Annotated in this window: 14 protein-coding genes; 6 read left to right on the plus strand and 8 right to left on the minus strand. The window is 36.8% G+C overall.

What is annotated here, in order from left to right; all coding sequences use genetic code 11:
- Nucleotides 1–123: 123 nt before the first annotated feature.
- A complete protein-coding gene (locus AEA09_RS19805; protein WP_156312040.1) occupies nt 124–294 on the minus strand; it encodes a hypothetical protein in 171 nt (56 codons plus the stop codon).
- Nucleotides 295–433: 139 nt separating this feature from the next.
- On the opposite strand from AEA09_RS19805, the gene AEA09_RS04150 reads away from it, so the two are divergent.
- From AEA09_RS04150 to AEA09_RS04160, 3 genes are read left to right on the plus strand one after another with little or no spacing between them, the layout of a single operon-like run.
- A complete protein-coding gene (locus AEA09_RS04150) occupies nt 434–1,585 on the plus strand; it encodes an autoinducer 2 ABC transporter substrate-binding protein (protein ID WP_245622776.1) in 1,152 nt (383 codons plus the stop codon).
- Nucleotides 1,575–3,365: a sensor histidine kinase gene (locus tag AEA09_RS04155; RefSeq protein WP_053582639.1), complete on the plus strand. Its 1,791-nt coding sequence runs from the start codon at nt 1,575–1,577 to the stop codon at nt 3,363–3,365. The genes AEA09_RS04150 and AEA09_RS04155 overlap by 11 nt, the downstream gene beginning before the upstream one ends.
- Nucleotides 3,349–4,083, plus strand: a complete 735-nt coding sequence (locus AEA09_RS04160; RefSeq protein ID WP_053582640.1) for a response regulator transcription factor — start codon at nt 3,349–3,351, stop codon at nt 4,081–4,083. Before AEA09_RS04155 ends, AEA09_RS04160 begins: the two co-directional genes overlap by 17 nt.
- A 251-nt stretch (nt 4,084–4,334) precedes the next feature.
- Here AEA09_RS04160 and AEA09_RS04165 read toward each other — a convergent pair whose 3' ends face one another.
- The 6 genes from AEA09_RS04165 to AEA09_RS04190 all read right to left on the minus strand — a co-directional run bounded on the left by AEA09_RS04165 (nt 4,335) and on the right by AEA09_RS04190 (nt 10,495).
- The gene (locus tag AEA09_RS04165) at nt 4,335–4,925 is read right to left on the minus strand and encodes a hypothetical protein (protein ID WP_053582641.1); all 591 of its coding nucleotides are present in this window, start codon (nt 4,923–4,925) and stop codon (nt 4,335–4,337) included.
- Between the two features lie 128 nt (nt 4,926–5,053).
- The gene (gene qoxD / locus AEA09_RS04170; RefSeq protein ID WP_053582642.1) at nt 5,054–5,338 is read right to left on the minus strand and encodes a cytochrome aa3 quinol oxidase subunit IV; all 285 of its coding nucleotides are present in this window, start codon (nt 5,336–5,338) and stop codon (nt 5,054–5,056) included.
- Nucleotides 5,338–5,937, minus strand: coding sequence for a cytochrome aa3 quinol oxidase subunit III (gene qoxC / locus AEA09_RS04175; protein ID WP_053582643.1), 600 nt, complete (start codon nt 5,935–5,937; stop codon nt 5,338–5,340). Before qoxC ends, qoxD begins: the two co-directional genes overlap by 1 nt.
- Nucleotide 5,938: 1 nt before the next feature.
- The gene (qoxB, locus tag AEA09_RS04180; protein ID WP_053582644.1) at nt 5,939–7,882 is read right to left on the minus strand and encodes a cytochrome aa3 quinol oxidase subunit I; all 1,944 of its coding nucleotides are present in this window, start codon (nt 7,880–7,882) and stop codon (nt 5,939–5,941) included.
- A 27-nt stretch (nt 7,883–7,909) separates the two neighbouring features.
- The gene (gene qoxA / locus AEA09_RS04185) at nt 7,910–8,830 is read right to left on the minus strand and encodes a cytochrome aa3 quinol oxidase subunit II (protein ID WP_053582645.1); all 921 of its coding nucleotides are present in this window, start codon (nt 8,828–8,830) and stop codon (nt 7,910–7,912) included.
- Between the two features lie 822 nt (nt 8,831–9,652).
- Nucleotides 9,653–10,495, minus strand: a complete 843-nt coding sequence (locus AEA09_RS04190) for a DUF2785 domain-containing protein (RefSeq protein ID WP_053582646.1) — start codon at nt 10,493–10,495, stop codon at nt 9,653–9,655.
- A 165-nt stretch (nt 10,496–10,660) separates the two neighbouring features.
- Here AEA09_RS04190 and AEA09_RS04195 point away from each other — a divergent pair, with 165 nt between their 5' ends.
- A complete protein-coding gene (locus AEA09_RS04195; protein WP_053582647.1) occupies nt 10,661–11,671 on the plus strand; it encodes an LLM class flavin-dependent oxidoreductase in 1,011 nt (336 codons plus the stop codon).
- 39 nt (nt 11,672–11,710) lie between these two features.
- Here the strand turns inward: AEA09_RS04195 and AEA09_RS04200 are convergent, their stop codons facing one another.
- Nucleotides 11,711–12,166 (minus strand): hypothetical protein, encoded by a 456-nt coding sequence (locus tag AEA09_RS04200; RefSeq protein ID WP_245622852.1) that lies wholly within the window; start codon nt 12,164–12,166, stop codon nt 11,711–11,713.
- A gap of 236 nt (nt 12,167–12,402) precedes the next feature.
- Between AEA09_RS04200 and AEA09_RS04205 the strand changes: the two genes are divergently transcribed.
- Nucleotides 12,403–13,392 carry a CDC27 family protein gene (locus AEA09_RS04205; protein WP_053582649.1) on the plus strand — a complete coding sequence of 330 codons (990 nt, stop codon included), beginning with the start codon at nt 12,403–12,405 and terminating at the stop codon, nt 13,390–13,392.
- 364 nt (nt 13,393–13,756) lie between these two features.
- A complete protein-coding gene (gene tig, locus AEA09_RS04210; RefSeq protein WP_053582650.1) occupies nt 13,757–15,046 on the plus strand; it encodes a trigger factor in 1,290 nt (429 codons plus the stop codon).
- The last annotated feature ends 139 nt before the right edge of the window (nt 15,047–15,185 follow it).

Here is a 15,185-nt window from a genome sequence, read left to right on the forward strand (position 1 = left end):
ACCGTTAACGATTTCATAACGAATGTTTGCACTATGTAGGGCAGTCGTAAATTCGGGATAGGACAAGCACCACAATTGGCTAGCCATTCCCCAGTATTTGTTAGTGCATAGTTGAGCTGAGGGCTAGGTTGTAAATTTAAAAGGATCACTTGTGCCTGGAAACGTTGATGGATGGGCAATAAACGCATTATAAGTAAGTAAGCGTTCGTGCAAGCCTTCAAATTGTGTCCAATAAGCTTCAAGGCCTGTAGAGTATAGGCCGATTCGCGGCTTTGCATAATTGTTTCTCTTCAAAGTAATTGTCCCCTTTACAATTAATATTGTAAACTATTTATAAATCAAATAAATTTTCTGAACATTCAGTCATGTCGGTTTAATAAGACTACCATGATGAGTTGAGTAGGTAGTATTGAAAGTATGGTAGGAGTATAGGATGTTAGCCAATTTCATTGAATTATTTAAAAAGCGCGATGGTGCAACAACGCTTGCGTACCATCATATTTGGTTGGAAAATCCGCAAATTAAGTGGGGGATTATTATGCGAAAACAATATTGGATACTTCTGCTACTAGCCATATGTATGATCAGTAGCTGTGCGCCAAAAGAAAGCTACACTATATTGTATGAGGCTAAGAAGGTGGAAGAAGAGCAGACATTGAAAGAACAGGAGATAAAAAAACATTTCCGTATCGCTTACATTCCTAAAGTCGGTAATATCCCTTATTTTGAATCTGTTTATGAAGGTGTGCTAGAAGCGGCAAAGCAATTTGATATTGAACTTATTTATGATGTGCCCACTGAGGCAAAGGCTGAAATCCAGATGCAAATTGTAGAAAAAGCAATTCAAAAAGAAGTTGATGCGATTGCAGTTTCAGTTATAGATAGTAAAAGTTTGTCGCCTGTACTACAACGTGCGCGAGAAAAGGGCATTAAGGTAGTTACTTGGGATGCGGATGCTGAAATGTCTACAAGAGATTTGTTTGTGGATATGGTAGATGCTGAAAACTTGGGTAGGCATTTAATGGATCAACTAGCATTGCAAACAAATGAAGTCGGTGAATTTGCGATTATGACTGGTTCCTTTTCTGCGAATAATCATAATGAATGGGTCAAATGGATTCAAACTCAGTGGAAGGAATATTATCCAAATATGAAACTAGTAGAAGTCGTATCTACAAATGATGATCCACAAAAAGCATATGCAGTAGCCAAAACATTATTAGCAAATTACCCATCTTTAAAGGGGATTATAGGAAATTCTTCTGTAGGACCACCCGCTGCGGCACAGGCTGTGAAAGATACACAGAAAGTTGGGGAAGTTGCGGTTGTTGGTTTATCGACGCCAAATCTAATGCGCTCTTATTTACATGATGGTTCTGCGCAAGTAGCAACATTATGGAGCCCCAAAAAACTAGGTTATTTAACGATTGCTTTAACACAGTATTTACTGACAAATAAGCCGATTACAGATAATGATGTTATTCAGCGTGTGGGTGCGATTCGCTTTGAAGAGCAACAAAGGCGCATTATCATGGGTGAGCCTATTGATTTTACAAAGGAGAATGTAGATCAATATGAATTTTAATCGATGGCGATTTCGAAATTTTAGCTTACGCAATAAATTACTAATTTCCTATATTGTTATTACGATATTACCAACAGCGCTATTAGGTTATATTGCTTACAGCCAATATGTATTGTCGGTGGAGCGTCAGGTTGGTATGTATGTACCTAGGCTACTCAATCAAGCAAATAATAATTTAGAGCGACAAATTGACCAATATTATGATGAAATGAGTCAACTCTACAGCCAGACAGATGTCATGACGATATTACGCAATCCTTCTTACCAAAATGTTTCGAGTATGCGGCAGGACATACATAAAGTAGAAAACTATCTCGCAGGGGCTTTTATGGAAGGGAGTCGGGAATACATTATTGGTGCATTTATAGCATCCAATAATCGTCTATTTGAATATACGAGATTGACGTATACATCTGGTTACTCTACGAAAGACAAAATCGGCTTCTATGGACAGTCTTATATATTGCCGACTGAAGAGCAGATTTTTTTTCCACATGAAACCGCAATCCAATTTAATGGGGATAAGCCATATGTGCTCCTCGTTAAGCAAATTATTGATTATGAAAACAGAAATAATTTAGGCACACTTTTTGTAGCATTAGATCTGGAATTTATGCAAAAGACGCTCAGTACAGTGGATGAGCAGGATGAAGCAAATATGTGGATGGTTGATAGTAAGCAATACATTATATATCATTCTAACGCCAGGCTAATCGGGACAATTGATAAAGAAATGAAGCAATATCCAATTTTGAATGGTAGCTTTCAATCGGATTCTATATTATATAGCGGTGCACAAAGTGTTCATAATCGCTGGACATTTCTACATTCCATACCGGTCGAGCATTTAACAGAGGAAGCGGATTTGGTGAAAAATTTAACGGTCATTTCATTTATTGCGATTATTTCGTTAGCAATTTTCAGCTCCATTTTATTGGCATGGGGGGTAGCCAAACCAATTCAAAGACTCGTAAAAGAAATGAAAAAAGCAGAAAAAGGTAATTTTGATATTTATTTGCCAGATAAATACAATAACGAAGTAGGGACATTATCCAAGGCATTTACGAAAATGTTGCATGAAATTGAAGAGCTGATAGATGAAAAATACGAAATTGAATTAAAGCAAAAAGAAGCAGAATTATATGCGTTACAATCACAAATTAACCCACATTTCATGTATAACACATTAGAGAATATCGCCTTTATGGTAGAGGGGGGAGAGCAAGAGCTTGTTGTAGATATGGTTACTAATTTAGGACGAATGTTACGTTATTCACTTGGTAATAAAGATCAATTAGTACCGTTGCAAAAGGAGTTGCGCCATGCGGATGATTATTTGATGATTCAGAAGGCTCGTTTTGAAGAATCTTTAACCTATATGATACAAGTCGATCCCATTTTGAAAGATAAAATACTTCCTAAGTTTTTGTTACAGCCCTTAATAGAAAATGCATTGGAACATGCCTTTATAGTAGGACAGGTTTTGAAAATACAAATTAATGTGACAAGTGAAAAAGGACTTATGATAATTGTCGTAGAAGATAATGGAATAGGCATGGAGCAAAATCGTTTAACATTTTTGGAACAACAACTAGTATCAGAACATATTATTAACAAGGATGATAGTTTTGGATTGACGAATGTCAATGGTCGCCTTGTGCTGCATTATGGTAGTGAATATCGATTGGAAATTAACAGCTTGTTGGGCATAGGCACAAAAATTATACTTAAAATTCCGATAGACGGGGGAAGTGATCAACAAAATGAATGGGAACATTAAAGTCGTTATTGTTGATGATGAAAGTCGTATAAGACAAGGAATAGAGAGGTTAGTGTTAAATAATGGAGATGAATGGGAAGTTGTAGGTACGTATATGAACGGTTTGGAATGCTTGCAAGACATTGAAGCCCGTAATTTACACTTTGATGTATTGTTTACAGACATGAAAATGCCAGTTATGAGTGGTTTAGAATTATTAGCACGCCTTAATGAAATGACAGGGAAAAGTTATCGTTCGGTAGTCGTAAGTGGATATGATGATTTTGAATTTATTCAAAGTGCAATGCGAGAGGGCGCTATGGACTACTTATTGAAGCCAGTAGATCGCCAAGAAATGAAAAAGTGCTTAAATAAAATTAAAGCTACTGTATTGAAAAATGGTACGGCAAGTCAAACCAATGTTAAAAATATTTCTATAGAATTGGCGACGCAGTGGATTCAAGACCATTTAGGTGAAGTAATAACAATTGAAAAAATCGCAGCACAAGTATTTATGAATCCTACGTACTTTAGCGAATATTTCAAACGGAAAACGGGCATCACGGTGCTAGATTATGTAACCAAAAAGCGAATGGAAAAAGCACTAAACTTATTGCAATCTACGAATATGAAAGTGTATGCGATTTCTGAAACAATTGGCTATAATGATACAAAATATTTTAGTAGATTATTTAAAAAGCATTATGGGCTATTACCCTCACAACTACGTAATAATTAAAAAGTCGAATAAGTGCATGTTTCTTCATTCCCTATCTTAATGAAAATTTGAAGTTTGTGAACTTGCTAAAAAATGAACCAGTGATAAGGATGCAAGACTATGTTTCAAAATAAAGTGGTAGTCAAATCTGTTTTCCAGTTGTGCGGTAAATAAGTATAGCCAGTTTCCGAATGTCCATCGGAAGCTGGCTTTTTACGAATTTACAACATAGTTGTTTGTAAAGTAGATATCTAACCAAGCTTAATCTTTAGTTAGACCTCGTTTTTTGATAGTAAATATTGTGAAAGTGCAGACGATGCTGACAAGGTAGAAAGCAATGTACTGTTGGGTGAAGTACTACTTGTAAAGGAAGACAGCAAGTTATTTTCACTTGAAATTGTGCTTGTCTTGGTTGTTAAATAGTCACTCAATGTTGAAATGTTATTTTTCATTTTTTCTATCTTTTGCTGGTCAGCAAGAGAGATATTTTCATCAACAGTTGCAGCGAAGTTTATCATCTCGGTTTGCAATTTTTCCTTCGCAGTTGTTAATGATTTTAACTGTTGCGCTTGGAAAATGGTTTGTAAGTAATCGGACATTGTTGATGTTGTTTGTGTAGTAGAAGTAGATGTGTCAGTCAAATTACCATACAAGTTGCTATGTGATGCTGTGTTTTGTCCATAAGATAACTCGGATAGTGATGCTTCAATACTGTTTGCTGTTGTACTATTATTGTCTGTTGAAGCCGTTGCGTTCAGTAAATAAGAAACAAAGTCACTAGTCGTTGTCGAGTTCGTGCCTGTTGATGATGAGCTTGTGTAAAGGTTAGGAATGTTCATCCACAAATTGACGTTTGATGTCATCGATAAAGCCTCCTTTCATTATGTATTCTCTTAAATTATAAGGTGTCAATGTGTCGGGACGATGTTAAATGTTTTAAGAAAAAGAAAAAGCCGAGAAAATGATGACCATTTTCTCGGCTTTTTTAATATTATTGATAACCCCAAATCATTGTTAATAATGAACCAATGATTGTTATGACACCTACGAATACTGCATATAAAATAGATGTATATAACGTTTTTTTATCTTCAGATTCACCAATGTGCATGAATAATACTAATTGGACAGTTGCTTGTGCAAGAGCTGTAACTAGCAGAATAGTAAATGCAATGTTATAGGACATATCTAATGTCACTACAGATAGTGCTACGATTGTTAGTAATAGTGAGAAGCCGAAGCCCATCACATGTTGTTTTGGGAATAATTCCTTCATCAGCTAATCAGTCCTTTCAGATAGACGAAGCTGAAGATGAAAATCCAAACAACGTCTAGGAAGTGCCAGTACAGTGAGAAGATAAACGCTTTGTTCGTTGTTTGTGCGTTTAAGCCACGTTTTGCAACTTGAATTAAAATCGCAATACCCCAGAATAAACCGAAAGTTACGTGGGCACCATGTGTACCAAGTAAAGTCATTAAAGCAGATAAGAATGCGCTTGTTGTAATTGTTGCGCCTTCATGTACATAAGTGATGAACTCGAAAATCTCAATACCTAAGAAACCAAGACCTAATACAAGTGTAGTGATGAAGAATGTCATCATCGCTTTTTTATTGCCAAGGCGCATTGCGTGAATACCAAGACCGATTGTGAAACTACTTGTTAATAACAAGAATGTTTCAAATAAAACAGGTGTTAATTCAAATATTTCTGAACCAGTAGGGCCATTACCTGTACGGTTAGCAAGGACGAAATACACAGTGAAAAGTGTGGCGAATAACATGATTTCTGCGCCTAGGAAAATCCAGAATCCGAAGATTTTTAGGCGATTTTCCTCTGTACTATATTCTAATGGAAGTGAAGAATCAATTTTCATATTATTTGTCACCTCTCAAACGTTTTTCAGTTTCCATAATTTCCTCAACTGAAATATAGCGACCATGATCTTTTTCAAATGAACGAGCAATCATGAATCCAAATACACCAAGTAAACTGATGATTGCTGGAATCCAAGCACTAAATACTGCAAAGAATGCAGCTAAGAAGAAGAATCCGCTCATCCAGAATGGTGCAGCAGAGTTATTTGGCATATGAATTTTTTCAAATTTACCAGCCGTGATGTCACGACCTTCTTTTTTAGCAAACCAGAATTCATCTAATTGCGTAACAGTTGGTACTACCGCGAAGTTATATTCTGGTACTGGAGAGTGAGTAGCCCATTCTAATGAGCGACCATCCCAAACATCTGCTTTTTCGTTGCGTGGCATATTTTTCCAGCTGTAGAAAATGTTATAAACGATAACTAGGAAACCAGCAGCAAGTCCAAGTGCACCGATGAACGATAGCATATTAAGTGGACCGTAACCTGTTGATTCTGAGTACGTGTACATACGACGAGCGTAACCGTCTAAACCTAGGATAAATAACGGGAAGAATGTAACGTTAAAGCTAATAGCGATTAACCAGAAACCTAACTTACCTAATTTTTCATTCAAGCGGAAACCAAACATTTTTGGCCACCAGAAGTGGTAACCTGCAAGTACACCGAATACTGTACCTGGAATTAATACATAGTGGAAGTGGGCAACTAAGAACATCGTATTATGATATTGATAGTCGGCACTTGCCATTGCAAGCATTACCCCTGTAACCCCACCAATTGTGAAGATTGGAATAAAGCCAAGTGCATAAAGCATTGGAGTGGTGAATGATATCTTACCGTGCCTCATTGTGAGTAGCCAGTTAAACATCTTAACCCCGGTCGGTACAGCAATCGCCATTGTTGTAATAGAGAAGACGCCGTTGACCATAACCCCGTGACCCATTGTATAGAAATGGTGGGCCCATACTAAGAATGACAGTAAAGAAATGACAACCATACTCATGACCATTGATTTGTAACCGTATAAGTTTTTACGGGCAAATGTCGCAATGATTTCTGAGAAAATACCGAATGCAGGAAGGATAACGATATAAACCTCAGGATGTCCCCAAACCCAGAACAGGTTGGCCCAAAGCATATCCATACCACCATTAGCCATTGTAAAGAATTGTGTACCAAATTGACGGTCTAACATCATTAGTGCAAGTGCTACAGTTAATACTGGGAAAGCAAATACGATAATAACGTTTGTGATTAAAATAGACCAAGTAAACATTGGCATTTTCATTAGCTTCATACCAGGAGCACGCATTTTAATGATCGTAGTGATGAAGTTAACACCCGTCATTAACGTACCAAGCCCTGATAATTGTAGTGCTAAAGAATAGTAGTTGTTTCCGACAGTTGGACTAAATTCTGTACTTGCCAGTGGGAAGTAAGCAGTCCAACCTGCATCTGGAGAACCACCTACGATAAATGATAGGTTCAGTAAGCCACAACCTGCTGCAAATAACCAGAAGCTAATTGCATTCAGACGTGGGAAGGCAACATCGCGTGCACCAATTTGTAATGGAATAACGATGTTCATTAAACCGATAACGAAAGGCATCGCCATAAATAAAATCATGACTAAACCATGTGTTGTGAAAATTTCGTTGTAATGCTGTGCATCAAGAAGTCCGTTATTTGGAACAGCTGTTTGTGCACGCATTAATAGTGCATCGACACCACCGCGGAATAGCATTAAAAGCGCTACGGCGATATACATAATACCGATTTTTTTATGGTCAACTGTAGATAGCCAGTTTTTGTAGAAATAGCCCCATTTTTTAAAATACGTAAGGCCAGCTACAACAACAATTGCACCAACTACAATACTAATAGCAGCCATTAAAATCATTGGCTCTTGCATTGGATGGAATATTTCTTCCATACTCATAGGATGCGCTCCTTTCGGGTTTGAATTTTAGTGTGCATGTGTTTCTTTTGATTCTTCTTGTGAATCAGTTGTGTGGTCCATATTAGAGTGATCCATTTCCTCATCTGTCATATCCATTTCAGAATGTTCCATTGGAGGAGGACTAAACTCTAAGTGAGTAGATGAGTAACTTGAACGACCAACGTGTTCAGCCGCTAAAAGTTCTTCGAATTTTTCTTCTGTTAGTGGTTCTTCATTTGCTTTTACATCAGCAACCCATTCGGCGAAGTCTTCTTGCGTCATAGTTTGAGCTTCAAATTCCATTTGTGCGAAGCCACGACCGCTGAAGTTCGAGTTACGACCCATGAAAGAACCAATTTCGTCAGCAGCCATATGAATCGTATTAACCATGTCACTCATGGCATATTTTTGACCATTCAATTGTGGAATCCAGAAACTTGTAATTGGCCCGTATGAATATAACTTGAATTCAATTGGACGATCTGTAGGAAGATTTACATAGTTTACTGTTTCAATGCCCTCTTCTGGATAACTAAAGTGCCATTTCCAGTTTGAAGATGATGCATAAATCACAAGTGGTTCTGTGTTGTCATACCCCTCAGGTGTTGTTTCAACAGAAGTGGTTGTTTTCACAGTAATGAATGCTAAGACCGTTACAATAATAATCGGAATAACTGTCCATGTAATTTCAAGTGCCATACTACCTTCTTCGTGTGGTGGCTCATAATCATCAGGAGTTTTCGAAGCGCGATATTTTGTCAGCATAAATGCTAAAAGCGCGTACACGATAAGTAAGATGAATGCCATTGTAATAATGGATAAAATGATTGTGTTTGATAATGTTTCAGCATGTGGTCCTTTTGAATCAAAGACTGTTAATGGCTCACAACCACTAAGAATTGCAAGGACTGCGAAAGCTAAAAACATTAAGCTCGTTTTTTTGTTCATGTTTGACTCCTCTCTATAAAGCGGCAATTCCTAAAATTCATAGGTGTGTATGGATTTGCTTTAAAAAAAATTACGAATAGTAGGGTTGTACTCACCTCTTTTAATCTAATGTCCCAATCAAATAGAATAGAAATTACAATGCATTTTCAATAGGAAATGAAAAATCTTTATTTGATTGGTCAATGCATGTATTGGCAAAGCAGACGAGTATATAGGGTGAATTATCGATGTCGACCCATAATCTAGCATGTCAGTGAGTATGAATTGGTAATTAATTCTTACCCAATGACTATAGGCTTGTCGGTGTTTGCAAATTGGATTATACGCCCCGTCATACGGAAAAGACATTATTTTGTTATATAATTATCAAATCTATGCCTTTGATTATGAACATTTTTTGAACGAAAATTACTATTTTGTAATTGGGATTTTAAGGATTGGTCCATTAAACACTGTGAAAACGTTGAAAACACTAAGTTTATGATGTTTAACTAAGTAAATAAATTTCGAAAGAAAAATAACAGTTCACATTTTAGACGCTATTTTGTAATATTATCGTTGATTTATAAGGAATTTAGATTCGGAATAGTTGATATGTTTTATGAAAAGGAGTAAGTGAAAACACATATTTATAGATAAAAGAGGGTGATATTCCTATTAAAGGAATGATATCCATGGTGGTTTTTGGTCGATAAAATTAATTATGGAGATATAATTATATTATTTCATTATTATACAAATATAGGTATTTTTTATTTTAGTAGAATAATAAAAGAGTACCCAATTTATCTGGATACTCTTTGTAGAAAATTATGTGCTTAGTTAAGCACCAAGCTTTAACCATTTGGCTATTTGTCCGTATATAGCAGATTGGAGCTTAGGAGCTTGATTATTCATTTTTAAGGCAAAATATAGAGTTTTCATAACGTTTAGCGTACATGTTCGCCCACTGAAAAAACTATCATTATAACCTTGTGTTAGTAAATGCATTTCAAATTTATCGAAAACTTGCTCCACCCATTCTATCAATGCATCTTCCGAGTAGCCGCAATTAAGTAATGCTTCAACTATATTCGCTAAGCGTTCCTCTTCGTCGTTGACATAAACACTATCTTTCCAAGTTGCTAATTTAAGTGCATGCAGGATCGAAGGTGCATATTGTAAGTCGAATTTTGGATGTTCAATAGTCACTTTTGCTAAATCTGCACCATGTGCAATGCTATGTGCCCAGCCTTTTCCTTCGACGTGACCACGTGTATCTTTTTCTAATAGTAAATAACGACCGATTTTTTTAAAGAAAATACTTAGCCCTTCATCCTCTAAAACTAGTAGCTCTGCATCTTTTGCGAGGATACCTGCAACAAGTAAGGCTGAGAATGAGCGTGTAAAAACGCTATCCGTATGTTCTTCACCGATTTGTGAATATAAAAATTCATCACCAATTGCTGTCTCAAATAAAAATTGCAGTTGATGTGCTTGTAACATATTATCGCTAAGTAAAGTGATAAATGTTCGGTAAATGAGATGATCACGCAATTCAGCGTCGGTTGAACCGATATGCGTAAGCATTTGCTGTAAAAGTGTTTCGCCATCTTCAAGGAGAAGTGCTTGACGAGCAGCGAATGTCATTGTTGAAAATGACTGTAATGTTTCTTTTAGTTCCATGTCAAAGCCTCCAACAGTAAGTATCTTGTTTCATTATAGCGTTGTTAAGTGTATTTTTGGTTACTCTTATGTGGAAAGCGAGAATAATATAGTGTTCTTGAATTCCAGAAAAGATAGAAAATTGATATGATAAGGGGATAAATACATGAGTAGGGATGATGAACAATGGGGAGAATTAAATTATCAATATTAGATATTGGTATGATGCTACAAGACCAAACAGCGACTGAAGCACTTGCACATACAGTTCGTTTTGTACAATTAGCAGAAGAGTTAGGTTATACACGTTATTGGTTTGCGGAGCATCATAATGCGGGCAATCAAATTAGTCCATCTCCGGCTCTTTTGATTGCCCATGCAGCGGCTCATACGAAAACAATCCGTGTTGGAGCGGGGGGCATCATGTTGCCAAATCATAGCCCATTAAAAGTAGCAGAGGACTTTGCGTTACTTGCCGCGATGCACCCTGGACGTATTGATTTAGGAATCGGACGGGCGCCAGGAACTGATGGTTTGACTGCACTCGCTTTAAGACGTTCGAGAGAAGCAGTATATCAATATGATTTTCCTGAAAATTTGGATGAGCTGCTACATTATTTCCAAAGAGATTTTCCACCTGAGCATCCATTTGCACGGATTAATTTTTCACCTTCATCGGAGCTGCCGAATATTTTTATGCTCGGTTCTAGTAATGGTGGTGTACAATTCGCGGCCAATAAAGGGCTGGGCTTTGCATTCGCGGCACATATGGCACCTGATATAGCGGTTTCAACGTTACGTCACTACAAAGAAACGTTCCAACCATCGAATTGGTTTGCCGCACCACATGGGATTTATTCGATTAGTATTATTACTGCTGAGACGGAGGAAGAGGCACATTACTTGGCTCGACCTGCTCAGTTATTTTGGGCACGTATTTTTTCTGGAACACCGATTGGGAATTTTCCTACGCTTGAGGAAGCGCATGCGCACACATTTACATTAGCAGAGGAACATGCAGCAACACGCATGAAAAACGCAATGCTCTTTGGAACGCCTGTGCAAATTGCCGAACAGCTAGAGCGTGTTACAGTAGAGGCAGGAGTAGATGAAGTGATGGTGTTGTCGTTTTATCCAACGGTAGAATCGAGAGTAAATGGTACCCGTTTATTAGCTGAATCTTTTTCATTAAAATAAAAAAGACATACTTCTTTGAAAAGTATGTTAAGACGCTACTTATAGAAAGACTGCGGACTTAATCCCTAATGGCCATTCAGTAGTTGAGTTTTTATTTGTTTTTAAATCCACAAGTATATTGGCATGTTTAATAGCGTCAATTACCCATTCGCTGTAATGAAGTATAGGCTGTGGATGTTGTAATATTTGTTTCATATCGTTAATATCGACGCTTAAAAGCTTGTAGCTACATTCTATTTGGACAGATTGAGGGACAATCAGTAATTCCGCGTCTCGATGTCCGATGGCAATAGAACCAGGAATCTCGCCTTGAATATTTGTAATATACGTGATCGCTTCTTTGGTATACGTATTAATCTTGGTATTTGTAAAAAAGTCGAAATCAATTGAGTACTCGGTGTGGTCGTCTTTTGCAGTTGAAAAACAGGAAATTTTTATAGGTAGTGTTTGAAACTTAGGAGAGATACGACTATCGAATTCTTTAACTATATCCATTAATTGCAAGTTTTTCACTCCTTAAAGGAACTAATTTCCCTAGTAAGACTACAACTTATTAAATGGAAAAGGATTTATTCATTTTTGTCTTAATGGGGATTTTTATTATATAATACGCTTTGTCATAAAATATGTATATAAAAAATTGGAAAATAAAGAAAGATAAACATTATTTGGGTTTTGTAAACTATTGAATGATGCATACTAGTAAGAATTTAGAGGTGGAGGTGAGAAGAATGGTTAATCATAAACGACCAATTATTAAGTATGATAATATTATTGTTTTTCCTGGGGCAGCGCAAAAGTTAATTAAAGAAGGTCATCATTTTGCGGAAGAGTACCAATATGAGAAAGCGGTAGAATGTTTCGAAAAAGCTTTTTTATATGAAGAAGGTGATGAAGCTACGTTAAGTGCTTATGCATATGCCTTATATGAACTTAAAGCATATGAAAAGGCTAAGGATGTTTGCGCGCAATTACTTGCAATGGGCACTTCATTGTATGTAGAAGTGATGGAGTTATATATTACCGTTTGTATGCAACTTAAGGAATATCATCAAGTCGAAGCACTGATTGATGCTTTAATAGAAGAAAATGCATTGCCTCCTGCGCAACTTGAAAAATTTGAACGTCTTAAGGAATTAAATATGGAGGTCGCTAAAAATCTTCAACAAAAAGAAGAGGTACAGGCGCTGATTGAAGAACATGAATTTGACATAACTACATTTAGTGAATTAAAGCCAAATGAACAAGCGTTGCGCCTGCATCGCCTTATTGATACGAATATACGTCAACTAAAACAAGAGTTAAAAGAAATTATTGAATGTGAAAACATCCATCCTTTCGTCCGAAGTTTAGCGTTAATTTTACTTGTGGAGCAAGAGGTATCTATTGAAGTTAATGTGACGAAATTCGAGCGCGCTAAAAAGGTAAACCCCGCGCATTTACAATTACCTACTCAATTGCCACAATATGCTCAAGTGAAAAAAATTGTAGAAAACAAATTAGAACAAGACCCAACGACACTTGAGATGGTACAATATCTAATGGCAAAGCATGCAATCGTCACTTATCCATTTGAGTGGTTGCCATTTGAAACCGATGATATCGCTTATAGTTATATTGATTTCGTGCAATCGATGCTAGGTAAAGTACAGGAAATGGACTATGAAATTATGGACTTTTTGCAAATGCTTGAAAAGCTATCAGAACTGCAAGATGTGTGAAAAAAGTTGAAACTATGCGCATCTATGATATACTAAAGTGGTTGTCAAAATCGTAGTTACGAATGAATTGTCTAACATTGAAATTAAACTTTTTTTTACAGAGTCTAATACTATATTATACGTAGTAAGACAAATGTAAGTGGGAAGTTACATTCAGAAGTGTGAAGAGCACTTGCTGAGTAAAAGTAAAGCCTCTGGCAGATGTCATAGATTTTTGAATAGTTAGGAGGTAATTAGCCTAAATATGTTGCATTTATGCGGCAAGTACAAAGGCTAAATGACCTGAGTTGTCAGACCCTAGCACGCTTCAAATTTTGTATGCAAATAGGCCGAGGTGAATTCGAATATTTGGAGGTTTTTATACATGTCAGCAAAATGGGAAAAACAAGAAGGAAATATCGGTACTCTTACAATTGAAGTACCAGCTACAGAAGTAGACGCAGCAATGGAACAAGCATTCAAGAAAGTTGTAAAAGAAATTAACGTACCAGGTTTCCGTAAAGGGAAAATGCCTCGTAAAATGTTCGAACAACGTTTCGGAATCGAAGCATTATATCAAGACGCACTAGAAATCATCGTTCCAGATTCTTACGCTAAAGCAATCGACGAAACTGGTATTGCACCTGTAGATTACCCAGAAATTTCTGGTACAGAAAACTTCGCACATGGCAAAGATTTCTCATTTACAGCACAAGTTACTGTAAAACCAGAACCAAAACTTGGTATCTACAAAGGAATCGAAGTAGCGAAGCTTCCAGTTGAAGTAACTGATGAAGAAGTAGAAGAGCAAATTCAAGCTCAATTAGCAAAAAAAGCTGAACTTGAAATTAAAGAAGATGAAGCAATCGTTACTGGCGATACTGCTGTTATCGATTTCGAAGGTTTCGTAGGTGAAGAGCCATTCGAAGGCGGTAAAGGCGAAGATTACGCACTAGAAATCGGTTCAGGTTCATTCATCCCTGGTTTCGAAGAACAACTTGTAGGTGCTAAAGCTGGCGAAGCTAAAGACGTAGTTGTTACTTTCCCAGAAGAATACCACGCTGAAGAATTAGCTGGTAAAGAAGCTACTTTTAAAGTAACTGTAAAAGAAGTAAAAACAAAAGTTCTTCCAGAATTAAACGACGAGTTCGCGAAAGAAATCGACCCAGAAGTAGACGGTGTTGATGCTTTACGTGCTAAAATCAAAGAACAAACTGCTGCACAAAAACAAGCAGAATCAGATGCTACACTTCGCGACGAATTAGTTGAAAAAGCTGCTGAAAACGCAGAATTTGAAGTACCAGCTGGTATGATCCAAACTGAAACTGACCGTATGTTACAAGAGTTTGGTCAACGTTTACAATCACAAGGTATGAACCTTGAGTTATACTTCCAATTCTCTGGTCAAACAGAAGAAGACTTACGTGGACAAATGAAAGAAGAAGCAGAGAACCGCGTACGTGTTTCTCTAACACTTGAAGCAATTGCTGAAGCTGAGAAAATTGAAGCTACTGAAGCAGACATCGACGCTGAATTAGAAAAAATGGCTGCGCAATTTAACATGACTAAAGAACAAATCACTTCTGCTTTAGGCGGAACTGCAGTTCTTGAAAATGATATCAAAATTCAAAAAACAGTTGAGCTTTTAGTGGAAAACGCTAAAATTACTGAATAAGATTTAGATATATTTCTATCGAGTAAATTATATAGTATAGTAAGATGATTATGAGACAAGGTACGGCATTTAACCGTGCCTTGTTTTATCACTTATAGATTTTTATACATAGTATTGTTGTTTGACTTTGCACACGATG

Origin of the sequence: Lysinibacillus contaminans (assembly GCF_001278945.1) — a bacterium.
In the GTDB taxonomy this organism is placed as follows: domain Bacteria; phylum Bacillota; class Bacilli; order Bacillales_A; family Planococcaceae; genus Lysinibacillus; species Lysinibacillus contaminans.